Origin of the sequence: Comamonas testosteroni TK102, assembly GCF_000739375.1 — a bacterium.
GTDB classification, from domain to species: Bacteria; Pseudomonadota; Gammaproteobacteria; order Burkholderiales; family Burkholderiaceae_C; genus Comamonas; species Comamonas brasiliensis.
In genome coordinates, this window is the sequence record NZ_CP006704.1 from 2,421,039 (window position 1) to 2,443,258 (window position 22,220).

22 protein-coding genes are annotated in these 22,220 nt (G+C 59.8%); 15 read left to right on the forward strand and 7 right to left on the reverse strand.

Annotation, left to right across the window (positions count from 1 at the left end):
* Positions 1 to 18 precede the first annotated feature (18 nt).
* The 5 genes from O987_RS11005 to O987_RS11025 all read left to right on the forward strand — a co-directional run bounded on the left by O987_RS11005 (position 19) and on the right by O987_RS11025 (position 3,645).
* Positions 19 to 156, forward strand: a complete 138-nt coding sequence (locus O987_RS11005) for a CcoQ/FixQ family Cbb3-type cytochrome c oxidase assembly chaperone (protein WP_003056321.1) — start codon at positions 19 to 21, stop codon at positions 154 to 156.
* Between the two features lie 27 nt (positions 157 to 183).
* Positions 184 to 1,095 (forward strand): cytochrome-c oxidase, cbb3-type subunit III, encoded by a 912-nt coding sequence (gene ccoP, locus O987_RS11010; protein ID WP_003056318.1) that lies wholly within the window; start codon positions 184 to 186, stop codon positions 1,093 to 1,095.
* Between the two features lie 82 nt (positions 1,096 to 1,177).
* Entirely contained in the window at positions 1,178 to 2,620 is a 1,443-nt protein-coding gene (ccoG, locus tag O987_RS11015; RefSeq protein WP_043372186.1) for a cytochrome c oxidase accessory protein CcoG, read from the forward strand.
* 83 nt (positions 2,621 to 2,703) lie between these two features.
* Positions 2,704 to 3,009 (forward strand): FixH family protein, encoded by a 306-nt coding sequence (locus O987_RS11020; RefSeq protein WP_003056312.1) that lies wholly within the window; start codon positions 2,704 to 2,706, stop codon positions 3,007 to 3,009.
* Between the two features lie 372 nt (positions 3,010 to 3,381).
* Positions 3,382 to 3,645 carry a hypothetical protein gene (locus O987_RS11025; protein ID WP_003056309.1) on the forward strand — a complete coding sequence of 88 codons (264 nt, stop codon included), beginning with the start codon at positions 3,382 to 3,384 and terminating at the stop codon, positions 3,643 to 3,645.
* 166 nt (positions 3,646 to 3,811) lie between these two features.
* On the opposite strand, the gene fnr is transcribed toward O987_RS11025, so the two are convergent.
* Positions 3,812 to 4,534 (reverse strand): fumarate/nitrate reduction transcriptional regulator Fnr, encoded by a 723-nt coding sequence (fnr, locus tag O987_RS11030; RefSeq protein WP_029158640.1) that lies wholly within the window; start codon positions 4,532 to 4,534, stop codon positions 3,812 to 3,814.
* A 315-nt stretch (positions 4,535 to 4,849) separates the two neighbouring features.
* Between fnr and hemN the strand changes: the two genes are divergently transcribed.
* The 5 genes from hemN to O987_RS11055 all read left to right on the forward strand — a co-directional run bounded on the left by hemN (position 4,850) and on the right by O987_RS11055 (position 12,234).
* A complete protein-coding gene (gene hemN / locus O987_RS11035; RefSeq protein ID WP_003056305.1) occupies positions 4,850 to 6,232 on the forward strand; it encodes an oxygen-independent coproporphyrinogen III oxidase in 1,383 nt (460 codons plus the stop codon).
* A 3-nt stretch (positions 6,233 to 6,235) separates the two neighbouring features.
* Positions 6,236 to 6,949: a sulfite exporter TauE/SafE family protein gene (locus O987_RS11040; RefSeq protein ID WP_003056303.1), complete on the forward strand. Its 714-nt coding sequence runs from the start codon at positions 6,236 to 6,238 to the stop codon at positions 6,947 to 6,949.
* Positions 6,950 to 7,059: 110 nt separating this feature from the next.
* Positions 7,060 to 8,304 (forward strand): HD-GYP domain-containing protein, encoded by a 1,245-nt coding sequence (locus O987_RS11045; protein ID WP_255439143.1) that lies wholly within the window; start codon positions 7,060 to 7,062, stop codon positions 8,302 to 8,304.
* 2 nt (positions 8,305 to 8,306) lie between these two features.
* Complete coding sequence (locus tag O987_RS11050; RefSeq protein ID WP_003056298.1) at positions 8,307 to 10,790, forward strand: EAL and GGDEF domain-containing protein; 2,484 nt, start codon at positions 8,307 to 8,309, stop codon at positions 10,788 to 10,790.
* A 181-nt stretch (positions 10,791 to 10,971) separates the two neighbouring features.
* Entirely contained in the window at positions 10,972 to 12,234 is a 1,263-nt protein-coding gene (locus tag O987_RS11055) for a helix-turn-helix transcriptional regulator (protein ID WP_043372190.1), read from the forward strand.
* A 222-nt stretch (positions 12,235 to 12,456) separates the two neighbouring features.
* Here the strand turns inward: O987_RS11055 and O987_RS11060 are convergent, their stop codons facing one another.
* Positions 12,457 to 13,659 carry a GGDEF domain-containing protein gene (locus tag O987_RS11060; protein ID WP_043372193.1) on the reverse strand — a complete coding sequence of 401 codons (1,203 nt, stop codon included), beginning with the start codon at positions 13,657 to 13,659 and terminating at the stop codon, positions 12,457 to 12,459.
* A 292-nt stretch (positions 13,660 to 13,951) separates the two neighbouring features.
* Between O987_RS11060 and O987_RS11065 the strand changes: the two genes are divergently transcribed.
* Positions 13,952 to 14,815, forward strand: coding sequence for a DMT family transporter (locus O987_RS11065; RefSeq protein ID WP_051962295.1), 864 nt, complete (start codon positions 13,952 to 13,954; stop codon positions 14,813 to 14,815).
* Positions 14,816 to 14,948: 133 nt separating this feature from the next.
* On the opposite strand, the gene O987_RS29215 is transcribed toward O987_RS11065, so the two are convergent.
* Complete coding sequence (locus O987_RS29215; RefSeq protein WP_003056286.1) at positions 14,949 to 15,098, reverse strand: hypothetical protein; 150 nt, start codon at positions 15,096 to 15,098, stop codon at positions 14,949 to 14,951.
* Between the two features lie 404 nt (positions 15,099 to 15,502).
* Between O987_RS29215 and O987_RS11070 the strand changes: the two genes are divergently transcribed.
* Positions 15,503 to 15,718, forward strand: coding sequence for a hypothetical protein (locus O987_RS11070; RefSeq protein ID WP_003056284.1), 216 nt, complete (start codon positions 15,503 to 15,505; stop codon positions 15,716 to 15,718).
* 116 nt (positions 15,719 to 15,834) lie between these two features.
* Here O987_RS11070 and O987_RS11075 read toward each other — a convergent pair whose 3' ends face one another.
* Positions 15,835 to 16,725 (reverse strand): LysR family transcriptional regulator, encoded by an 891-nt coding sequence (locus O987_RS11075; protein ID WP_003056280.1) that lies wholly within the window; start codon positions 16,723 to 16,725, stop codon positions 15,835 to 15,837.
* A 122-nt stretch (positions 16,726 to 16,847) separates the two neighbouring features.
* Between O987_RS11075 and O987_RS11080 the strand changes: the two genes are divergently transcribed.
* From O987_RS11080 to O987_RS11090, 3 genes are all read left to right on the forward strand, one after another.
* Positions 16,848 to 17,816 carry a Bug family tripartite tricarboxylate transporter substrate binding protein gene (locus O987_RS11080; RefSeq protein WP_003056277.1) on the forward strand — a complete coding sequence of 323 codons (969 nt, stop codon included), beginning with the start codon at positions 16,848 to 16,850 and terminating at the stop codon, positions 17,814 to 17,816.
* Between the two features lie 73 nt (positions 17,817 to 17,889).
* Positions 17,890 to 18,588 (forward strand): RraA family protein, encoded by a 699-nt coding sequence (locus O987_RS11085; RefSeq protein WP_003056273.1) that lies wholly within the window; start codon positions 17,890 to 17,892, stop codon positions 18,586 to 18,588.
* The gene (locus tag O987_RS11090; protein ID WP_043372196.1) at positions 18,585 to 19,505 is read left to right on the forward strand and encodes an NAD(P)-dependent oxidoreductase; all 921 of its coding nucleotides are present in this window, start codon (positions 18,585 to 18,587) and stop codon (positions 19,503 to 19,505) included. Before O987_RS11085 ends, O987_RS11090 begins: the two co-directional genes overlap by 4 nt.
* A 235-nt stretch (positions 19,506 to 19,740) precedes the next feature.
* On the opposite strand, the gene O987_RS11095 is transcribed toward O987_RS11090, so the two are convergent.
* Genes O987_RS11095 through O987_RS11105 form a run of 3 tightly spaced genes read right to left on the reverse strand, consistent with a single transcriptional unit; the run spans position 19,741 to position 22,159 of the window.
* Entirely contained in the window at positions 19,741 to 20,157 is a 417-nt protein-coding gene (locus tag O987_RS11095) for a PaaI family thioesterase (RefSeq protein WP_043372199.1), read from the reverse strand.
* Between the two features lie 46 nt (positions 20,158 to 20,203).
* Positions 20,204 to 21,337, reverse strand: a complete 1,134-nt coding sequence (locus tag O987_RS11100; protein ID WP_003056263.1) for a thiolase family protein — start codon at positions 21,335 to 21,337, stop codon at positions 20,204 to 20,206.
* A gap of 21 nt (positions 21,338 to 21,358) precedes the next feature.
* The gene (locus O987_RS11105) at positions 21,359 to 22,159 is read right to left on the reverse strand and encodes an SDR family NAD(P)-dependent oxidoreductase (RefSeq protein ID WP_043372201.1); all 801 of its coding nucleotides are present in this window, start codon (positions 22,157 to 22,159) and stop codon (positions 21,359 to 21,361) included.
* Positions 22,160 to 22,220 lie beyond the last annotated feature (61 nt).

Here is a 22,220-nt window from a genome sequence, read left to right on the forward strand (position 1 = left end):
CAGAGGAGGGACTGGCAAATGGATATCACCACCATGCGTGTTCTGGCCACACTGGCTTCGCTGGCGTGCTTCGTGGGCATCTGGTGGTGGGCGTATGCCCGCCGTAACCAGGCCCGTTTCGACGAGGCAGCTCAGCTTCCCTTCCTGGAAGACTGAGTCTGATCACTACAACGAGAACATCCCATGAGCGACTTCTTTAACAACTTCTGGTCCGTGTACATTGCGGCCGTTTCGCTGATCGGCATCCTCGGCTGCTTCTTGCTGCTGGTGCTGGTGGCGCGCCGCAAGGTCGTTCCTTCCGCGGACAACACCACGGGTCACGTCTGGGACGAAGACCTGCGCGAACTCAACAACCCCATGCCCAAATGGTGGATGGGTCTGTTCGTGATCACCGTGGTCTTCAGCCTGGCCTATCTGGTGGCCTACCCGGGTCTGGGCTCCTTCAAGGGCGAGCTGGACTGGACCCAGTATGGCGCTTATGACAAGGAGATGGAAAAGGCCCGTGTCGACCTGGAGCCCATGTACGCCAAGTTCGTCAGCATGCCCACCGAAGAAATGGCCAAGGACCCTCAGGCCATGGCCATCGGCGAGCGTCTGTTCATGAACAACTGCGCGCAATGCCACGGCTCCGATGCACGCGGCAGCAAGAGCTTCCCCAATCTGAGCGACGGGGACTGGCTGCACGGCGGCACGCCCGACAAGATCAAGGAAACCATCACCAATGGCCGCATCGGCGTGATGCCTCCCATGGCAGCTGCCGTGGGCTCGGCGGAAGATGTGCGCAATGTGGCCCACTATGTGCTGAGCCTGTCGGGCAGCCCCCACGATGCCGTCAAGGCTTCGCAGGGCAAGTCCAAGTTCGTGGCCTGCGCGGCTTGCCACGGCATGGATGGCAAGGGCAACCAGGCGCTTGGCGCACCCAACCTGACCGATGACATCTGGCTGCATGGCTGGGGCGAGTCCGTCATTGTCGACATGGTCAACCATGGCAAGATGAATGAGATGCCTGCCCAGAAGGACAAGCTGACCGAGGCGCAGATCGCGGTGCTGGCTTCTTATGTCTGGGGGCTGTCCAACGCAAGCGCCCAGAAGTAAGACGGGTGATGAAGGCGGTGCCAAGGCACCGCCTTTTTCGCATTTGAATTTTCAGTAATTACAAAAATATTAAGGAACTGCGATGCCCTGCGATCCGGAGAAACCTCGCAAAGTCATTCCGATCACGGCTGAGCCTGTGGACGGCGGTCAGGAATATATGCCCATGTTCGCCTCCGAACAGAAGGTGTACTCGCGCGCCATCAGCGGCATCTTCTCGCGCTGGCGCTGGATCATGGTGTTCTTGACCCAGATCGTCTTCTACGGTCTGCCGTGGCTGCAATGGGGCGAGCGCCAGATGGTGCTGTTCGACCTCGGGGCGCGGCGCTTCTATCTGTTCGGGCTGGTGCTCTACCCGCAGGACTTCATCTACCTGACGGGGCTGCTCATCATCAGCGCGCTGGGGCTGTTTCTGTTTACCGCAGTGGCCGGGCGTCTGTGGTGCGGCTTTTCCTGTCCGCAGACGGTCTATACCGAGATCTTCATGTGGATCGAGAGCAAGGTCGAGGGAGACCGCAGCGCCCGCATGCGCATCGACAAGCATGGCTGGACCTTCGAGAAAATCTGGAAGAAATCGCTCAAGCAGTTCCTCTGGATTGTTCTGTCCCTGTGGACCGGATTCACCTTTGTCGGCTACTTCGTGCCCATCCGTGAACTGGGTGTGGAGCTGATGGCCTTCCAGGGAAGCTGGCAGATTTTCTGGGTGCTGTTCTACGGCTTTGCCACATACGGCAATGCTGGCTATATGCGCGAGCAGGTCTGCAAGTACATGTGCCCCTATGCACGCTTCCAGAGCGCCATGTTCGACAAGGACACCATGATCGTCAGCTACGACGTGCAGCGCGGTGAAGCACGCGGCCCGCGCAGAAAAGACGTGGACTACAAGGCGCAGGGTCTGGGTGACTGCATAGACTGCAAGCTTTGTGTTCAGGTCTGCCCCGTAGGCATCGACATCCGCAAGGGGTTGCAGTACGAGTGCATTGGCTGCGGTCTGTGCATCGATGCCTGCAACTCCGTGATGGACAAGATGGAGTACCCGCGCGGCCTGATCCGCCTGACCACGCAGAACGCCGTGGCCAAGCTCTGGAAACAGGCGCAGGTGATCCGGCGCATCTTCCGCCCGCGCGTGCTGATCTACTCGACCGTGCTGCTGGCGCTGAGCGCAGCCATGATCGCCAGCCTGGTACTGCGCGAGCCACTCAAGGTCGACGTGATTCGCGACCGCGCCGCGCTGTCGCGCATCGTGGCTGGCGGCAAGCTCGAAAACGTCTATCGCCTGCAGATCATGAATGCGACCGAGTCCGAGCAGCGCTATCGCATCAGCGCCACCGGGCTGGATCAGCTGGAAGTAGTGTCCGAGCAGGAAGTCTCGGTAGGTCCGGCCGAGACGCGTGGCATTGCGGTGCGCCTGCAGATTCCCTATGGCTCAGCCGCTTCCGGCTCGCACCCTGTGCATTTCAATGTGGATGCACTGACGGCTGGGGCCGGACGCATCTCCGAAAAATCCGTGTTCCTGGTGCCACGCTAGGGCATCGCGAATCAGCAACAATTGATGCCGCTCGATTGCAGGTTTGCAATGGGGCGGCCAGATTTCTGAAAAGAGGTTTCACCATGTCGGCAGCACAAGCCAAGGCCCCGCAAAAGGCCAAGATCATCCACCCTGAGGACGGTAAGCCCTGGTGGAAGTTTGCCCATGTCTGGCTCGTCATCGCCGGTCCCGCCGTGGTGGTGGTCGCGGGCATCGTGACCGCCTATATCGCCATGAGCAAGCCGGATCCCGTGATCGACCCCGACTACTACCGTCACGGCATTGAAATCAACCAGCGTCTCACCGAGAGCGAAAAAAGCCTGGCGCCGGCAGTGACGGGGCGCAACCATGCCGCGACGCCGGCCAAGGATCATCCGCTGGATCGCTGACCGCGATTTCAACGTATTCCCGAGGCCGCTTTCGCGGCCTTTTTTACGCCCCTGGTTGCAGACTTTTCTGGAGCCTGGTCGGTCGCGGCGGCGCTTTATGTCCTGGTCGACCGCAGAGTCGGGCGGGTCTCTGCAGTGCTCAGAAACCGGCAAAGGATCTCCGGCTGGTATTCAATAAAAGGAGCGCATAGCGCTTTATCAGGACTATTTCAGATAGATATAGACCTTGAACCGATACAAATAAAGCGCTGCAAGCTCTTTAAATAATAGCGGTCCAGGGTTTCCCATCTGAGTGCATGCCCTTGGTACGGCTGGGAAGGTGATGGCAATTGTGCAAAATGGGGTTCAACCCACAGGCCAAGGAGAATCGCGATGGATGCTCGACGCTGGATGTGGATTGTCTGGCCGGCTTTTCTGGCTGCGGCAATCATGGAAATGGTGGTATTTGCCTTTGTGGATCCACTGGACATGCACTGGCTGGGCTCGCCTCTGGAATGGTCGCGCAATGCCATTTACACGCTGGCCTTTTTTGCCTTCTGGGCGGTCACCGTGCTCAGCGGACTGATGACCGTCATGCTGGGGCGTTCGGCCAGCGATCTGAACCAGGGAGTAGTCTCCGAGCCCCTGGTCGAATAAGGCGCTGCGCACAGGACCGTAGTTTCGGGGCAGGTGGCGGCCTTGGATGGAGGGGCTGGCCGCTCGCTGTGCCGGCGGCCTCGGCGGCGGCAACTCCTGGCAGGCATTCGCCGCCATCAAAAAAGCCCGCTGTCTGCGGGCTTTTTCTTGAAGGCTGCTGTTGAACTCAGTCCTGGCATTGCTGGCTGTTGACGATGCGCCTGAGCGCCTCGGTATCCAGAATGCGCAGATGGCGCTGTCTGACTTCGATGATGCCTTCCTCGGCGAACTTGGAGAAGGTGCGACTCACGGTCTCCAGCTTGAGCCCCAGATAGCTGCCGATTTCTTCACGCGTCATGCGCAACACCAGCTCCGACTTCGAAAAGCCGCGTGCGGACAGGCGCTGCACCAGGTTCAGCACAAAGGCCGCCAGGCGTTCTTCGGCGCGCATGCTGCCCAGCAGCAGCATCACGCCATGCTCGCGCACGATTTCGCGGCTCATGACCTTGTGCACATGATTTTGCAGTGCCGTGACTTCGCGCGAGAGTTGCTCGAGCTTGTCGAAAGGCATGATGCAGACTTCGGCATCTTCCAGCGCCACGGCATCGCAGGTGTGGTGGTCGTTGACGATACCATCCAGACCGATGATCTCGCCGGCCATCTGAAAGCCCGTGACCTGGTCGCGACCGTCTTCCGTGGCCACGCTGGTCTTGAAGAAGCCGGTGCGAATGGCATACAGCGAGGTGAACTCCTCGCCGTTGCGAAACAGCAGCCCGCCCCGTTTGACCTTGCGGCGCGTGGCCACAATTTCGTCAATGCGCTCCATTTGTTCATCGTCCAGGCCCATGGGCATGCACAGTTCACGCAGATTGCAGTTGGAGCAGGATGCTTTGATGGTCTGAAGATTCATGGGCTTTTCAGCAACGGCACAGACAGACTTGGACTGGAGAGTCGCGCCGATCATTGACCTCGTAGTTAGTGATGAGTTGGATCAAATTGTCGCAGCACTTGCCTTGCGCTCTCTTGATATTCATCAAGGACAGCTGGATTGCCTTGGTGCACATTGTTTGCATTCATTCAAAAACATGTGCTTCTGCCCATTATGGGCATGATTTCCAGGATTTGATTTCCTTTGAAATCTGCCCATTATGGGCATGATTTCCAGGGTCTGATTTCCTTTGAAATCTGCTCAATGTGGAGTGTGGGCGCACCCTAACTTTCAGTTATGACCGCAGTCACGCCCGAGTTGCTGAGCCGCTTTGATATTCCCGGCCCACGCTACACATCATTCCCAACAGCCGACCGTTTTGTTGAGGCTTTTGGTGCAGACGACTACATCTTGGCGCTGAAACAGCGCAAGACGCATTCGGGTTCACGTGCCTTGCCCTTGTCCGTTTATGTGCATGTGCCGTTTTGCGAGTCGCTTTGCTATTACTGCGCCTGCAACAAGATCGTGACCAAGCATCATGAAAAGGCTGCCGAGTATCTGGATTATCTGGGCCGTGAACTGGCCATGCATACCGAGCATTGCGGCAAAGGCCAGCTGGTAAGCCAGCTGCATCTGGGAGGCGGCACGCCGACCTTCTTCAGCGATGCCGAGCTGCAGCAGTTGATGCTTCTGATGCGTGAGCATTTCAAGCTCGATCCGGCCGGCGAGTATTCCATCGAGGTCGATCCGCGTACCGTGAGCAACGAGAGGTTGAAGACACTCAAGGACATGGGCTTCAATCGCCTGAGCTTTGGCGTGCAGGATTTTGACCCCGCGGTGCAGAAAGCGGTGCACCGGGAGCAGCCAGCCGAGCAAGTCTTTGAGCTGGTGGCCGAGGCCCGCCGTCTGGGTTTTGTCTCCATCAATGTGGACCTGATCTACGGCCTGCCCAAGCAGACATCCGAGTCTTTTGCGCGAACGCTGGCCCAGGTCAATGAGTTGCGTCCCGACCGTATTGCTCTGTATGCCTATGCGCATCTGCCCGAGCGCTTCAAGCCGCAAAGGCGTATTGCATCGGCTGACTTGCCCATGGGACAGGAGAAGCTGAATATGCTCTCCGGCGCAATTGATGCATTCATGAATGGTGGCTATGTCTATGTCGGCATGGATCACTTTGCACTGCCCGACGACTCTCTGGCCATCGCCAAGCGTCAGGGGCGCCTGCATCGCAACTTCCAGGGCTACAGCACCCAGCCCGATTGCGACCTGATTGCACTGGGCGTATCGGCCATCGGCAAGGTGGGGGCCACCTACAGCCAGAACGTCAAGACCCTGGAAGAGTATTACGACGCCATTGATGGCGGCATGCTGCCCGTGCAGCGCGGACTGGCGCTCTCGCGTGACGATCTGGTGCGCAGAGCGATCATCATGGCCATCATGTGTCAGGGCTCCGTCCTGTACGAGCCGATGGAGCAAGCCTGGCTGATCAATTTCCGCGAGTACTTTGCTCGGGAGTTGGCAGCGCTGGCGGAAATGCAGCGCAATGGCCTGGTTCAGCTATCCGACGAGGGCTTCAAGGTCACGGGCCTGGGGTGGTTTTTTGTGCGCGGAGTAGCCATGCTGTTTGATCGATATTTGCAGGCCGACCGAAACCGCGCACGCTTTTCGCGCATCATCTAGCGCATGTTGTTTTCGCTGGTCTGGACTGCTTTGATCATGGGGCTCGTGGGTGGGCCCCATTGTCTTGTGATGTGCGCTGCGCCCTGCAGTGTAGTTACAGGGGCAAGACCTGTCAGCGATGGCCAGGTCATCGCCTTGCACGGCCTGCAAAAACGCCAATGGCTGCGCACCAGCCTGTTTCATCTGGGACGCATTGCCGGCTATGCCCTGCTGGGCGGGGTTGCGGCCGTGGCGATGGAGAGTCTGGCCTGGCTGACCAGCCAGACAACGGCCTTGCAGAAGTTGTGGACGCTGATGCATGTCGCGGTCATGGCCTGGGGTCTGGCCATGCTGGTGCAGGCGCGGCAGCCGGTATGGCTGGAGCAGGCGGGGCGCTCTGTCTGGGCCAGGGTCCAGCCCTGGGTCGTCGCCCCGGGAGGGAGTCTGGCCGCAGGCTTTGCCTGGGCCCTGATGCCTTGCGGCTTGCTGTATTCGGCAGTGCTGGTGGCCGCGCTGAGTGGCGGAGTCTGGCAAGGTGCTCTGTCAATGGCAGCCTTTGCCATTGGCGGCGCAGCGTGGTTGCTGGCGGGCCCCTGGTTGTGGCAGCTGGGGCAGTCGCATCTGAATGCATTGCGGGCGCGCTGGGGCACCAGAATTGCGGGTTTGATGCTGATTGGTGTTGCGAGTTGGGCTTTGTGGATGGATCTGGTCTACAAACCCAGCCTTTGGTGCCGATAAGTCACACAGGAGGGGAATGTTGGTGCAGTTTGCATCCCAACAGACCCTAGTCATGGTTGAGCAGTCATGGAACTGCGGAATAATGTCTTATCTTGTGTGTAGCGCTCAAAGTGAATCGTTTCGTTGCTATTGATATCGGACAACTGCGAATTGGCATGTATGTCCATCTGGAGACTGGCTGGCTGCGCCACCCGTTTCCCGTCAGCAGCTTCAAGATTGTCAATGACGAGCAGTTGCAGACGCTCAGGACCCTGAAGCTCAAGGCCGTACAGGTTGATCTCTCCAGAAGTGATCTGGAGGAGGCTGTCACGCCTTCCGTCGCGCCTCCTCGCTCCGCTGCGAGCCATCCGGACAGCGATGCGCATGCCTGGCGAGACAGCATTCTGGGCGTGCAGTCCCGGTTTTTGGGTGCGGTGTCGGTATTTGACGATGTTCAGGCCCTGTTGCCTGCCAACCCCGAACGGGCGCGCGCCACGACGGATAGGCTGGTTGCGCAGCAAGTCGTCAAACTGGCGCAGGATCGTGATCTGAGCTTGCATCTGCTCGCGGATACGGGCGGCGTCACATTCGGTGTTCATGGAGTGAACGTTTCCGTGCTGAGCCTGTTGCTCGGCAAGACGCTGGGCTTGCGCAACGATGTGCTGCAGGATCTGGGCACGGCAGCGTTGCTGCATGACATCGGCAAGCCAGGGCTGGAGATTTCCGCGTCGGCCAATGCACTGAATCAAGCCACGGATCGCATGCCGCTGCGAGAGACCACCTATGCACGGCATGTCGGAGAGTCGGTGGCTTTGGCTCTGTCCATGGGCTATCCTCCTTCGGTCACGACGGCCATCGCCCAGCATCATGAGTGGGCCGATGGATCGGGCTTTCCGCTTGGCCTGCTGGCGACCGATATGGATGTTGCCGGACAGATACTGGCGCTGGCCAACAATTTCGAGCGTTTGTGCAATCTGCCACTGCAAGGCAACGAAATGACGCCCCACGAAGCCATGGCCGCACTGTACGGGCAGTACCGCCAGCGCTATGCACCTGAAGTGCTCAAGGCATTCGTGCAGACCCTGGGTGTCTATCCGCCGGGGTCCTTGGTGGAGCTCAGCGATGGGCGCATGGGCGTGGTGGTGTCCGTCAATACCAGCCAGTCTCTCAAGCCGCAGGTGCTGACCTATGACACGCAGGCGGCGCAGAAGTTGCGGTTCGTCGATTTGCTTGAATATGTGGGCTTGGGGATTCGTCGCGGTCTGACGCGTAATCAGCTATCGCGCAATGCGCTGGAAGCTTTACAGCCACAAAGACGTCTTTGCTATTTTTTTGACAGTTCTGCAGCACCTGCTGTCGAGAAAGATCTCGCGTGACCATGCCGCAGAGTTTTCTGATCGACCCTCTGCTCGCCGCCATGCTCGATGGCTTGCAGGAGGCCGTCTGGCTGCTGGATGCGCAGAGCCTGCGCGTGCTTCATGCCAATGCGGCAAGCACGCAGCTCACGGGCTACACCCCCGAGCAGGCACAGGAGCAGTATGTCGATGTGCTTTGCGCTTCCCTGGTGCAGAAGGCGTTCTGGCAGGATGCTTCCAATTGGGTGGGCGGCGCGAAATTTCTCACGGAGATCTGTAAGGCGGATGGATCGTTGACGGCCGTGGAGATGGGGGTTGGCTCCATCGCCCAGAACCCGCGCTGGTTGTTGCTCTCCATGCTCGACCGCAGCGAGCAGTTGCGGCATGAAAGCGAGCTCGACATGCTGCTTGCGGAGTTGCGGGCGACGCTGGAGTCCACCGCAGACGGCATGCTGGTCTGCGATCTGCGCGGCGGCATTCGCGCCTTCAACCATCGTTTCGCAGAGCTGTGGCAACTGCCCGAGTCCCTGCTCGTGCAACGTGACGACGGGGCCATCTTTGCCCATCTTGAGGCGCAGACTATCAGCAGCGAGAGCCAGTTCACGCTGTTGCAGGAGGCGCAGAATCTGTCGGCACCCGAGACCTCGGAGGTGCTGCAACTGCTAAGCGGCCGGGTGCTGGAGCGTCGTTCCGTGCCTCAGCTCAGTCGCGGTGTGGCGATAGGGCGGATCTATTCCTACCGGGATATCACGGCGGAATCCAGTTCAGCGACCGAGCTGCGTCTCGCGGCGCGCGTGTTCGAGTCCAGCCTGGACGGCATCTTCATAGCCGATGCCGCGGGCGCCATTGTGCAGATCAACCCGGCGGGCGTGCAACTGCTGCATGGAAGGTCGGTGCTGGGTCTTGCCGCCTGGGCGCTGTTCGAGTCCGAAGGCGGCCCTGTTTCCGATCTGCTGGAACTGGCATCCGCGCGCTGGGATGTGGGCAGTTTCTGGGAGGGCAACCTTTGGCTCAAGCAGAGCGACGGTCAGCGCTGTGCGGTCTGGCTGTCCTGGGTGGCATTGCGCGACGGCTATGGTCGTCTGGTGCAGAGCATTGGCTTCATGCGCGACATGACCATGCAGCGCAGTGCCCAAAAGCAGATCGAGCAGCTTGCCTACAGCGATGCCCTCACCGGACTGCCCAACCGCCTGAGCTTGAGCCGCCATGTGCAGGCCGCCATCACCGCTGCGCGTTTTACGCAGCAGCCTTTCAGCATTCTGTTTCTGGATCTGGACCGTTTCAAGATCATCAACGACTCGCTGGGTCATGACTTTGGCGATCGGGTACTCAAGCTGGTTGCTCAGCGGCTGGGTGGATTGCTGCGTCCTGCCGACGTGCTGTGTCGCCAGGGAGGGGACGAGTTCGTGCTCTATCTGCACGACTGTACCGGAGAGGGCGCTTCGGCCGTTGCCGCCCGCATTCTGGAAGAGATGCGTCAGCCCTTCATGCTCGACGGCCTGGGTTTTTCCGTGCAATGCAGCATTGGCGCGGCGCAGTTCCCTACAGATGGGTTGACGCTTGACGAGCTGATTCGTCAGGCCGATATCGCCATGTATCGCGTCAAGGAGCGCGGACGCGGCAATTTCAGCTTCTACCAGCCGCAGATGAGTGCAGGCCTGCTCTCGCGCATGAAGCTGGAGCACGCCATGCGGCAGGCTCTGGACAAGGGGCATATGGCCGTGCACTTCCAGCCCCAGGTTCATATCCGCACGGGTCGCATTGTGGCAGCGGAGGCTTTGCTGCGCTGGACGGATCCCGAGCTGGGCGTGATCTCCCCGGCGGCCTTCATTCCGCTGGCCGAAGAGTCCGGCTATGTGGTTGCGCTTGATGCCTGGGTGCTGGAGCAGTCGGTGCAGGAGGCAGCGCGCTGGCTGGCCATGGGCAAGCCCGTCAAGGTCTCGGTCAATGTCTCGGCACTGGAGTTCAGGCAGCCGGACTTTGTGGATCGCCTCAAGCGCGTGCTGGAAGCCAGCGGCTTGCCGGCCCAGTGGCTGGAGCTGGAGTTGACCGAGAGCATCCTGCTGCAGGAAGCTCAGGAAATGGCCTTGCGCGTGCATCAGATTGCAGAGTTGGGCGTGGGCCTTGTGATCGATGACTTCGGCACCGGCTATTCGAGCCTGGCCTATTTGAAAAAACTGCCGATCTCTAAGATCAAGATCGACCAGAGCTTTGTGCGCGGCCTGCCTCACGACGCGGGAGACAAGGCCATCGTGGGCGCCATCATCAGCATGGGGCAGGCCCTGGGCGTGGAGCTGGTGGCCGAAGGTGTGGAAACGCAGGAGCAGTGCCAGGCCATAGAGCAACTGCAGGGCGACTACTTTCAGGGCTATCTGTGTTCGCCGGCCTTGCCAGCGGAGCAATTCAGAAAGCGCCTGGAGCAAGGCGCATCCGAGCAGGCATCCGGCGCACAGCCGTACTCGCCGGACGAAGATGGCAGCGGTATTCATATTGCAGGTCTGCAATAGACGCTGGGCATGCGTTTGCGCTAGGTTTTCCATCGTCTGATTTGACGATGCGCAGTCTGTGCGGGCTCGGCAAGATCAGGGCATTTCCTGGGCCGACTGCCGGGCACCTACAACAATGAACAATGCGTGCAGAGTTGAGCAACTGTGCAGTGCTGATGGGCCGGATTTTTTGAGATAGCCAATGCCCAAAAGCGAATACGCAAGTTTTGACTTCTACAACTACCGCTCGGCCGCTCTCGAGGCCGTAAATGGCTTTTCTGTCGGCTTTTCTGCTCCGAGGCCTGCCGAGTCCGGTGCAACTGGCTTGCTGGATGAAACTCCGCGTATCAGCACCGAAGCCATGAGTCTGCTGATTGCAGCGCTGTATGAGTCCGCCATGGATCCGCAGCACTGGAAGGTTTTTCTGGAACTGCTGCGTTCTTGCGCCAATGGCAACTATGCCTCGCTCGTGGTGCGCGACCCCCATGGTGAGAATGTGGGCTGGGTAATCTCGGCAACCGGAGGCCGCTCCGAGGTCATTCCCTACGACCCCTATGCGCAGTGGAGTCCGTTTCTCGGCATTGCCAAGGACCAGGTGCTCACCTTGCGGGATGTGATGACGGAGTCCGAATGGCATTCCTGCCGCTACTACACCGACTGGTGCAAGGGGGTGGATATTGAGCACATTCTGGCCGTCGACGTCATGACCGATAACGGCTGCTCCTATGGCTGGCGTATCACGCGGCCTGCGAGCGCCGGTGCATTCGAATCACGGCAGCTGGACCTGGTGCGCATGCTGGTGCCTCACCTCAAGCGGGTGCTGAACATGCAGCTGAATCTGCACCGTGACCGGCAGGTCATATCGCTGTATGGGCGTGCCACTGCGCAGCTGATGATGGGGGTGGTCATTCTCGATCAGGCCGGGAAAATGATAGAGGCCAACCCAGCGGCGACAACCATTCTGAATCTGGGCGATGGCATACGGGTCAACAACGGAGCGCTCGAAGCCGTCTATGCGAATGACAATCGCAAGCTGCAGCGTCTGATCCGCGATGCCTTGCTTTCGCCCAGGCTGGAGCGGGCTTCGACGACGGAGGGTATGTCCATCACCCGCCAGTCCGGTCAGCTGAACTGGGGTGTGGTGGTGCAGAGCATCTCTGCCGATGAATGGACTGAAGGCAAGCAGCGTCCCAGCGTGGCGGTTTTTCTGCGCGATACGACGGGCAAGGCGGAGCCGCCCGTCAAGCTCACGCAGCAGCTCTTCCATCTGACTCCTGCCGAAACCGCAGTGGCCACGCATTTGAGCAATGGCATGTCTTTGGAAGAGGCTGCGGAGGCTCTGGGCATCAAACCCAATACTGCGCGCGCCCATCTGCGTTCCATTTTTTCCAAGACCGGGGTTCGCCGTCAGACAGAGTTGGTGCGACTTTTTCTCAACAGCGTGGCCTGGCTGGGCAATCAATGATTCCGGCCCGGACCCGCAAGCTCGTCTGCACGAGGGCCCTCGCGTCTTGGGCCGTTTGGACTTGATCGCTTCCGGGTCATGCCGCACGCGCATTGTGCAGGCCGGGAGCTGCTCTGATGCGCTGTAGTGCTGCTCAAGCGCGACAGTCGGGCCGGAGTTGTTCATACATGTCGGCGAAACCGTTTCTTGGCGGATGTCTAGGGGAATATGAATCCGCAAGTCCTAAGCTGCAGGTCTGTTTCGCTGCTGAAGGGTTTTGTCGGAGCTATCCGGGTAGACAACTCCCGACACATGAACTCGGTCGCGCCCCGCATTTTTGGCTTGATAGAGCAGTTGATCAGCTTCCTTCAGGGCTTGCTCAAGCTGGAATGACTTGGTGATCGAAGAAATGCCAAAGCTCATGGTCAGTTTGGGGCCCGATGGAAGAACCGGATTCTTGGACCCGAGGTCACGCTGGATGCGCTGGGCAATCAGCTCTGCATCGCATGGTGTTATGTCGGTCAACAGCATCACAAACTCTTCGCCGCCGAATCGGGCGACCAGATCCTGCTCCCGTACATTGTTTTGCAAGGTCGCAGAGACAAGCTGCAGCACTTTGTCGCCACGTTCGTGACCCCAGGCATCGTTGATGCGTTTGAAGTGGTCTATATCGCAGGCCAGCACGGCCATGGGGTAGAGCCTCGGATCATCCAGCCGCTTCTGGGCATGCTCCTGAAAAGAGCGGCGATTCAGTACCTGGGTCAATGCATCAAAGTCACGTTCCTTGCGCAGCTTGTCCACGGTTTCCTTCACTGCAATGGCGGTCATCACCACAGTGAAAAGCAGCGAGAAGTTGAGAATGCTCACCAGCGTCAAAATCCAGTAGGGCGATCTTGGCAGGGAGCGCAGATCCGAGTATCCAAGCAGCCAGATCAGGGCCGGCCGAGTGAAGGTGTAGGCAGTGAAGATGATGCTCAGCCAGAGCAGCGATCGATCGAGCCAGTCAAACGAGTGCTTCCTCGAGCGCACCTGCAGTATGGGCAGCAGCAAAACAAGACCGGAGCCTATGCTGAAGGAGCTCACCCGAGCCCAGACGTTGGGTTCGACCCGGCTGAACTGATACAACGCAGCCAAGGTCGCGATGGCTATCAGTGATACTGCATATGGCTGGGTCGATACACGCCACCTCTCTGACCAACTTTTGGCAAGACACCAGGCACTCAGCAGGTAGAAGCTGCCGATGTACAAGGCGTAGTGATTGAGTTCATCCAGGGGCAGCAGGCTTTGCACACCGAGAGGCAGGGCGGTGAGCGAATAGGCGCAAGCCTGCCAGAGCAGAAAGCGCTGAGATCTTTGAGCGAGCCAGGCGATGACCAATATGGCTGCGAGAGCCAGTATTGCCAGTGATGGCGTCAGAACCAGGAGGAAGTCGTTGTTCGCGAACATCTGACCAGAGCCTTCTCGACCAAAGATCGAAACGCAGTAGCATGCCTGCTCTCCCAATATAAAGCGACAGGCGACAGTCGCCATTCATACAGCTAGATATGTGACTTCACAAGCTATCGCAATGCCTATTGCCGATCTGCGTCATCTGGACCCTGGGTACAGATGGTTGTCAATGTGGCCGCAGTGGGGAACGAGCTTCGGATTCAGGAGGGCCTCTGAACAAAAAAGCACGCTTGGTCATGCACGGTCGGAGTGGGAAAATACTGCGACTAGTCTCTTTGTCGGGTTCGAGATGCCCTTGTTTCGTACTGCTGCGTTGACCTGTTTGGCGATGGCTGCCTTTGCGGCCAATTCACTTTTGTGTCGGCTGGCGCTGCAATCCCACTCTATTGATGCGGCAAGCTTTACGGCGCTACGCCTGACCTCAGGCGCTGCAATATTGGCGTTGGTGGTGGGCTTGAGGCGAGCCTCCTGCGTTGGCGTAGGCAACTGGTGGTCGGCCGGGTTTTTGTTCGCTTATGCCGCAGCTTTCTCATTCGCCTATGGGAGTCTTTCGGCAGCGGCTGGCGCTCTGCTGCTGTTCGGGGCGGTACAGGCAACGATGGTGGGTGTCGGCCTTTGCCGCGGCGAGAAACTTGCACTGCGGCAGTGGGGTGGTCTGATGCTGGCCTTTGGCGGCTTGGTGGTGCTGCTGCGACCCGGACTATCGGCACCGCCCTTGGGTGCGGCTCTGCTCATGATTTTCGCTGGAGTCTCCTGGGGGCTGTACTCCTTGCGCGGCAAGGGGGCCGCTGACCCGATTGGCGTGACGGCAGGCAATTTTCTTCGGACCGTACCTTTTGCCTTGCTGCTGCCCCTGCTGATGCAGGACCGAGCCTCATTGAGCTCTGCGGGACTGGCTTATGCGCTGTGCTCAGGGATGCTGACCTCGGGGCTGGGATACGTCGCGTGGTATGCCGCACTGCCTCATCTGAAGGCGGGAGCTGCGGCATCCTTGCAGCTCAGCGTTCCGTTGCTGGCAGCCATAGGTGCTGTTTCCTGGCTCGGAGAGCCTTGGACCATGCGGTTGACACTGGCCGGTGCCGCCATTCTGGGCGGAATTGCATTGGTGATGGTTTCTTCCCCGGTCGGTGGACCTGTTTCATCGTCGAAGTAGCTGCTTATTGTTGCAGGCCGATGTGGCGCCACAACGACCTCCGATCGGCTCCTGCGTATGCTCTTGGAGACGGAAGCTTCAGAAACAAAAAAAGCCACCGGTCAGGTGGCCTGTACTTGCTGAGGGGGACTGCTTAGAAGGCGTCGACGCTGTATTCACCTTCGGGCGGGTTCTGGGACAGCATGCTCAGAACTTCCTCCGGGGAACGCGGATCAGGCATCGGCGTCATGATCTCTTGATTCGTCGCTTTGAGTTCTGGATAGGCGGCGTACAGGTAGGTCATGGCTACTCCTTGAAGAGGTGGATAGAAGCTGATTTGTTTCTTTTTAACGCCTGATGATGTCAGTTGGTTGACAGAAATGTAAACGAGGAACTGTACCGGCATTCTTGCGCAGGAACTGCATGGCTCTTTCGTCCAGCCATCTGTCATATCCCCTGTGCTCAGGCATGCGCTATGCAGTCTCCGTGCTGGGAAAGATGGCTTCTTTGCAGGGGAGAGAGAGCAGAGCAGCTCCCGGCAGATGGTGAGCGCCCATGTCCCATGGATTCAGGGCTTCAAAAAGCAAAGCGCGCGATTCGCGGGTTGGTGTACGCATTAGGTAGGCAAAGCGGCTGTTCAACAAGAATTTACAAGCGGCATGCGCAGCAGGAATAGCCTGAAGGACTCCAATTTTTCAAGGAGTTGCCATGAAAGCGCTATTTTTGGTGGCGGCGGTTGCCAGCATGCTGGCAGCTTGTTCCATGATGCCGGGGCGCGATGCAGGCTCCAATGCCCAGCAGACCATGGGAAGCAGTGATGTGCGCCATGAGTGGGGGCGTGGCGCATATCAGGGTCCAGGCACCACGGCGCTATGGTCTGGCGGGGATGACACTTCCGGAGGCCTTGGCTGGCGTCGTGATTAGAGGCAAGGTCACAGCCATGGGGGCACCGCCATTGCATGCTTGGCACTTGAGATCATTTCTTCAGACACGGCATGTCCAGACAGCCAATGTCGAATGCTTGGATGAGTTGGCCAGACCTAATCGATGACGGCAGCGCTGGACAGCAGATCGATCAGCAGTCTGGCTGCGGGGGCGACATAGCTTTGCTCGCGGTATGTGACAACCAGTCGCCGGGTCATGGTGGTTTCCTTGATGGGCACTTCGCGCAGCCGGGATGCTGCAGGCGAACTCTCCAGGTGATGGCGCGAGATGAAGCTGAGCAGCTTGGTCTCGGCGATCAATGTGGGCAGCATCAAAAGCATGGTGCTTTCCACCTGCACACGAGGGCGAGGCAGGCGCTTGCGGTCAAACGCGTGATCAAGCCAGTCTCTGGTAGGGGCACCAGGAGGTTGCAGCACCCAGCGATATGCCGTCAGATCACGCAAGTTTGCTTGCATGTGGTGTATCTCATGCTCTGCACTGGCGGCCACGACGATGGTGTCTGAGGTCAGCACCTGTGAAATGTAGCCAGGCTCATCCGGGCCTTCGGTGCCCACCAGCAAGTCAATCATCCCTGCCTGCAGTTGCGGGCGCAGCGTGTCGACCAGGCCTACCACGGTCCGCAAGGTGACTTCCGGAGCCTGGGCCATGAGCTGGCGTGCAGCTTGCGGCAACAGAAATTGCGCGGCGGTAGGCACGATGCCCACGCGAATATGGCCGCGCAGGCCGAGTGCCATGTCTGCGATTTCTCGCTTGGCATCCTCGGTGTCAAAGCGCAGGCGCTGCGCCCATTTGAGCAAAACCTGGCCGGCAGCCGTCAAGCGGATGCCGCGACCTGATTTTTCAAACAGGGGGGCGCCGCATTCTGCTTCCAGCCGGCGGATGCAGCTCGTCAAAGCCGGCTGGGTGCGGTGCAGGCGTTCTGTGGCCTGCCCGATATGTTCGAGCTCCGCAATGGTTTCGAAGTAGCGAAGATCACGCAGGTCCATAGCAAAAGCAAGATTGATGTATTTGAAAAAATTATCGATTGGACTGTATCTTTTGCCGCGTCAATACTCAAGCACATCACAAAAAAGCCGGCGCTGTGGCCGGCAATCCATTGGAGACAAACATGTTGCTGAACCGCCGTACTTTGGTCGCTTTCTGTGCTCTCGCTGCTGCAGCGACCTCGTACGCACAAACTTATCCCAATCGTCCCATCCGAGTGGTGGTTCCCTTCCCCGCTGGGGGAGGGACGGACATCATTGCGCGCGAGGTCACGCAAAAGGTAACCAGCGCTTCGGGCTGGGTCTTTGTGGTGGAGAACAAGCCCGGTGCCGCGGGCAACATGGGCGTGGACATGGTTGTCAAGGCGCCTGCTGATGGCTACACCCTGGTGCTGGGACAGTCCAGCAACCTGGCAATCAGTCCCGCCTTGTACGCCAAGATGCCTTATGACGCGGTCAAGGATCTGGCACCCATCGTGCAGCTTGCGAATGCGCCTTTTGTGCTGGTCACAGGCACCAGTGCACCGTACAAGACACTCGCCGATGTGGTGAAAGCGGCCAGGGCCAAACCCAGGCACCTCAATTTTGCATCTCCCGGCAATGGCACGGTGGCGCATCTCACGGGCGAGCTGCTGCAGTCGGCCGCTGGGATCAAGATGCAGCATGTGCCCTACAAAGGCGCGGCTCAGGCATTGACCGATGTAGTCAGCGGAAATGTGGATCTGTACCTGGGATCCGTCCCCACGTTGATTGGCCAGATCCGGCAAGGCAAGATGCGTTCTCTGGCCGTGACGTCTGCGAAGCGGGTGGATGACCTGCCCGAAGTGCCAAGTATCAACGAGTCGGGCTACAAAGGCTTTGATGCCGTGACATGGTTTGGATTGCTTGCGCCTGCCGGCACTCCCAGGGAGGTGATCGCCAAGCTCAACAGCGAGTTCAACAGGGCCTTGGGTCAGTCGGACCTGCGCAAAAAGCTCAGTGATCAAGGCGCCCTCCCGGTCGGGGGCAGCCCCGAGCAGTTTTCCTCTCTGATCAAGGAAGACATCGTGCGCTGGGGCCAGGTGGTCAAGCAGTCCGGCGCGCGCATCGACTGACCGACCGATTCGGTTTCCTCTTTCCTTTTCACCCCTCAATCGGCCGGAATGCACCGGCCCCCTGGAGATTCTTATGAGTCAAGCCGCTGCATTGCCTGATGTGGTTCGCAATATAGAGCGCGTGGATGCACAAGTGGTTGCACAGGCAGCCCAGTTTCCTTCGTCAATCCTGGCCGATGTGGCCGGCCGCCGTGGCGGGCTGCATGGTCGGATTGCGCCGCTGGCTCCCGGCATGCGCTTTGCCGGGCCGGCCATCACCGTCGAGGTGCGGCCAGGCGACAACCTGATGATTCATGCCGCCATGGCAGTGGCGCAGCCCGGGGATGTCATTGTGGTGGATGGCAAGGGCGATCTCTCCAGCGCACTGATGGGGGAGATCATGTCGCAGCAATGCATGGCTCTGGGCATTGCCGCCGTGGTGATTGACGGTGCAGTACGTGATAGCGAGGCCATCCGCGAACTGGGCTTTCCCATGTACGCCGCCGGCCTGAACCCGAATGGACCGACCAAGTTTGTACCAGGTCGTCTGAATCATCCCATCTGCGTTGGCGGCGTGACGGTGTGCCCGGGTGACCTGGTGGTGGGTGATGCCGATGGCGTGACTGTCATTGAGCGCACCAAGGCGGCGGCGATGCTGCCGCTGGCCGTCAGCAAGGTGGCTGCGGAAACCAAGCGCATTGCCGACATTCGCAACCGCAAAGCGCTGGCACCGGCATGGCTGGATGCTTCGCTGCGCTCTGCCGGCGTGATCCGGGAAGGAGAAACACTGTGACTAAGCGGCCGGTTTTTTTAGTGACGGGCGCAGACCTTGCGCCTCAGGCCCTGGCGTTGCTGGCCGAGTTCGACCTGGTGTATGCGGGAAAGGCGCCCACCGAAGACGATGTGGTGCGCCTTTGCAAACAGCATGACCCGGTGGGGATCATCGTGCGCTACAGCAGGGTGGGGGCACAGGCCATGGACGCGGCACCCAGCCTGAGGGTGATTTCCAAGCATGGCAGCGGGACGGACACCATAGACAAGCAGGCTGCCGCCCAGCGCGGCATTCAGGTCGTCGCTGCGGTGGGTGCCAATGCTGCGGCCGTGGCGGAGCAGGCGCTGGCGCTGATGCTGGCCTGCGCCAAGTCCGTGATTCAGCTCGATCAACGCATGCGCGCAGGTCATTGGGACAAGGCCACGCACAAGAATGTGGAGCTTGAAGGGCGCACTGTCGGCGTCGTGGGCTTGGGGGCCATCGGTCTGCGCTTTGCCAAAGTGGCAAATGCCATGGGCATGCGGGTGCTGGGCTTCGATCCTTATGCCCAGAACCTGCCGACCTTTGTGCAGCGGGCAGACTGGAGCTGCATTCTGAGTGAATCGGATGTCATTTCTCTGCATTGCCCGCTGACGAATGAGAATGCCCATCTGCTCAATGCCAGCAGCCTGGCTGCCTGCAAACCGGGTGTTCTCATTGTGAACACAGCCAGAGGTGGCTTGATTGATGAGTCGGCCTTGCTGGAAGCAGTGAGGAACGGTCGGGTAGGGGCTGCAGGCCTGGACAGCTTCGCGATAGAACCCATGGCGCATCCGCATCTGTTTTGCGAAGAGCCGCGTATCGTGCTGAGTCCCCATATCGGAGGAATCACGGCCGATGCCTATATCAAGATGGGCGTTGCAGCGGCACACAATGCGCTGCAAATCTTGAGAGCCTAGGTGAAGCAGTCAGCTTGCTATGGCCCCGATCGAAGGACAGTCTGCTCTCTGGCAAGCTAGTCACGGTAGAGGAGCGCGCTGTGAACCGCCACCACACGCCTGCCTGTGCGAGAGCAGCATCAGACTGCCCGGAAGTCCGCCAGATCTCATTGCCGCCTTGGGGCCCAAGGCACGAAGCTTGCGGCGCTGGAGGGACATGCGTGGCCAGCCCCTGCCGTGTCCGGCAACCGGCTCTCTACCAAAGAACGATCTGCGTGCAGCGGAACAGCGACAGCTTGCGCCCCTTGTCATCGAACACGCTAGCCGACCACACCTGTGTTGTCCGTCCCAGATGTTCTGCCATGGCCTCCACCTGCAAGACGCCTTGCTTTGCGGTACCGAGGAAGTTGGATTTCAACTCCAGTGTGGTGAATCCTTTGGCGCCCTCGGGCAGATGCACCAGGGTCGCATAGCTGGCGCAGGTGTCGGCCAGCATCACCTGCGTGGCAGCATGCAGGAATCCGTTGGGGGCCATCATCCATGGCGCAATGGTCAGCTCCATGGTCATGCGGCCTTCGTCAATGGTCAGCGGTCGCGTGCCAAAGGTATCGGGCAGCGTTCCACGCTGGCGTTCAAACAGGCTGTCCAGGGTTTCGGTGGTGCGGAGCATCATGGCTTCCTTGAGTGGAGCTGGATTTCTGGTCTTGGCTGATCTGACTTCACGGTCTCTCCAGCACCGTGGCAATACCTTGTCCGCCGCCTATGCATTGGGTAGCCAGGGCATACCGTCCTTGCTTCCGCGCAAGCAGGGCCGCTGCCTTGCCCGTGATGCGCGCCCCCGTCGCACCGAGCGGATGGCCGATGGCCAGCCCACCACCATCCATATTCACGACGGACATGTCCAGGCCAAGGTCGCGGATGCAGGCCAGCGCCTGCGATGAAAAGGCTTCGTTGATCTCGACCACGTCCAGATCGGCCACCGTGAGACCTGCACGGGCCAGCGCCTTGCGCGTGGCCGGGATCGGCCCTATGCCCATGATCGCGGGATCCACCCCTACGGTCGCGAAGCTGCGGATGCGCGCCAATGCCCGAAGACCATGGCGTTGCGCAAAATCATCGCTGGTGACCAGCACGGCCGCAGCGCCATCGGTCAACGGCGATGAGGTGCCAGCAGTGACCATGCCATCAGGTCGGAAGGCTGGCTTGAGCGCTTCCAGGCCTTCTAGCGTGGTGGCCGGGCGTATGCAGCCATCGCTGTCCACCAGCTCTCCGCCTGGCAAGGGGATGGGTATGATTTCGTCGGCCAGCCGCCCCTCATCGCGGGCCGCTGCGGCCTTCAGATGGGATTGCAGCGCCAACAGCTCCTGGTCGGCTCGGCTCACGTTCCATCGCTGAGCCACGTTCTCCGCTGTTTCGCCCATGGAGATATAGGCATCGCTGCTTGCCTGCAACCCGGGGTTGGGCGAGAAGTTGAAGCCACCCTGCGGCACCATCGTCATCGACTCCACGCCGACGCAGACAAAGGCATCGCCCATGCCGGCCTCTATCTGCGCTGCGGCGATGTGCACTGCCTGCATCGACGAGCCGCAAAAGCGATTCACGGTCATGCCGCCCACAGTCTCGGGCAGGCCGGCCAGCAGGCCGACTATGCGTGCCAGATTGTTGCCCTGGGCGGCCTCCGGGTAGGCGCAGCCCAGAATCACATCCTCCAATAGACCGGGATCCAGGTCGATGCGCTGCAGCAGGCCCTGGAGCACCTGGGCTGCCAGCGTGTCGGGCCGCACGTCGGCCAGGCGGCCCTTGCGGGCGAAGTGGAACGGTGAGCGCGCATAAGCGGCGATAACGGCTTTCATGGCAGGGGCTCCTTGTGCTGATCAGTGCGCAGCGGCATAGCGCTGGGCGACGGTATTGCTGGACAGCTGGCCTGTCATGGCGCGGCGCGCAGCTTCATAGGCATCCCATTTTTCGCCGGCATGCAGTGAAGGGATAGTGACCTTCTCGCCACGCGTAAAGCCCAGCAGAGCTGCATCGACCAGGTCTTCCGCGCTCATCACGATGCGCGCATCGAGGTTCTCCACCGGCAGCCCCCCGGCAGCCCAGAAGTCCGTTGCCGTGGCTCCGGGCAGCACGGCCTGTACCTGAACCCCTTTGTCGGCCAGCTCATGCTGAAGCGACTGACTGAAGGCCAGCACGAAAGCCTTGCTGGCGCCGTAAACGCCATTCAGGGTTTCGGGAGAGATGGCGACGATGGACGCTATGTTGATGATCGCTCCGTGGCCGCGAGTCACGAAGCCAGGAGCTGCTGCATAGGCCAGCCGCATAGGTGCCATGACGTTCAGATCGATCATGCGGCTCATCTGTTCAACGTCGCTGTGCAGCAATGGAGTATGTGTGCCCATGCCGGCGTTGTTGACCAGCAGGGTGATGCTGGCGTCCGTGCGCAGCTGCAGCTCGACGCACGCCAGATCGGCTCGGTCGTTCAGGTCCGCAGGCATGACTGCTGCCGAGCGGCCGGTGCGTGTGCTGATGCTGCTAGCCAGGGCATCCAGCCGTTCGCGGTTGCGCGCGACCAGGATCAGGTCATAGCCGCGCTGCGCGAGCCTTTCTGCATATAACGCACCGATGCCGGACGATGCCCCGGTGACGAGTGCGGTACCCAGATGGGTTTGTGCCATGTTGAAGCTCCTTAGGGTTGATGGCTGTGGTTCATGGCATGAATGGTGCGATATGCAGTGA

What these genes read in the sequence shown, in the direction of transcription:
- ccoP (WP_003056318.1), top strand. Translation starts at nt 184, where the DNA reads ATGAGCGACTTCTTTAACAACTTCTGGTCCGTGTACATTGCGGCCGTT.
- O987_RS11080 (WP_003056277.1), top strand. Translation starts at nt 16,848, where the DNA reads ATGTTGCTGAACCGCCGTACTTTGGTCGCTTTCTGTGCTCTCGCTGCT.
- O987_RS29215 (WP_003056286.1), bottom strand. Translation starts at nt 15,098, where the DNA reads ATGACCTACCTGTACGCCGCCTATCCAGAACTCAAAGCGACGAATCAA.
- O987_RS11050 (WP_003056298.1), top strand. Translation starts at nt 8,307, where the DNA reads ATGCCGCAGAGTTTTCTGATCGACCCTCTGCTCGCCGCCATGCTCGAT.
- O987_RS11095 (WP_043372199.1), bottom strand. Translation starts at nt 20,157, where the DNA reads ATGATGCTCCGCACCACCGAAACCCTGGACAGCCTGTTTGAACGCCAG.
- O987_RS11100 (WP_003056263.1), bottom strand. Translation starts at nt 21,337, where the DNA reads ATGAAAGCCGTTATCGCCGCTTATGCGCGCTCACCGTTCCACTTCGCC.
- O987_RS11105 (WP_043372201.1), bottom strand. Translation starts at nt 22,159, where the DNA reads ATGGCACAAACCCATCTGGGTACCGCACTCGTCACCGGGGCATCGTCC.
- O987_RS11075 (WP_003056280.1), bottom strand. Translation starts at nt 16,725, where the DNA reads ATGGACCTGCGTGATCTTCGCTACTTCGAAACCATTGCGGAGCTCGAA.
- O987_RS11065 (WP_051962295.1), top strand. Translation starts at nt 13,952, where the DNA reads ATGCCCTTGTTTCGTACTGCTGCGTTGACCTGTTTGGCGATGGCTGCC.
- O987_RS11005 (WP_003056321.1), top strand. Translation starts at nt 19, where the DNA reads ATGGATATCACCACCATGCGTGTTCTGGCCACACTGGCTTCGCTGGCG.
- hemN (WP_003056305.1), top strand. Translation starts at nt 4,850, where the DNA reads ATGACCGCAGTCACGCCCGAGTTGCTGAGCCGCTTTGATATTCCCGGC.
- fnr (WP_029158640.1), bottom strand. Translation starts at nt 4,534, where the DNA reads ATGAATCTTCAGACCATCAAAGCATCCTGCTCCAACTGCAATCTGCGT.
- O987_RS11025 (WP_003056309.1), top strand. Translation starts at nt 3,382, where the DNA reads ATGGATGCTCGACGCTGGATGTGGATTGTCTGGCCGGCTTTTCTGGCT.
- O987_RS11085 (WP_003056273.1), top strand. Translation starts at nt 17,890, where the DNA reads ATGAGTCAAGCCGCTGCATTGCCTGATGTGGTTCGCAATATAGAGCGC.
- ccoG (WP_043372186.1), top strand. Translation starts at nt 1,178, where the DNA reads ATGCCCTGCGATCCGGAGAAACCTCGCAAAGTCATTCCGATCACGGCT.
- O987_RS11060 (WP_043372193.1), bottom strand. Translation starts at nt 13,659, where the DNA reads ATGTTCGCGAACAACGACTTCCTCCTGGTTCTGACGCCATCACTGGCA.
- O987_RS11020 (WP_003056312.1), top strand. Translation starts at nt 2,704, where the DNA reads ATGTCGGCAGCACAAGCCAAGGCCCCGCAAAAGGCCAAGATCATCCAC.
- O987_RS11055 (WP_043372190.1), top strand. Translation starts at nt 10,972, where the DNA reads ATGCCCAAAAGCGAATACGCAAGTTTTGACTTCTACAACTACCGCTCG.
- O987_RS11040 (WP_003056303.1), top strand. Translation starts at nt 6,236, where the DNA reads ATGTTGTTTTCGCTGGTCTGGACTGCTTTGATCATGGGGCTCGTGGGT.
- O987_RS11070 (WP_003056284.1), top strand. Translation starts at nt 15,503, where the DNA reads ATGAAAGCGCTATTTTTGGTGGCGGCGGTTGCCAGCATGCTGGCAGCT.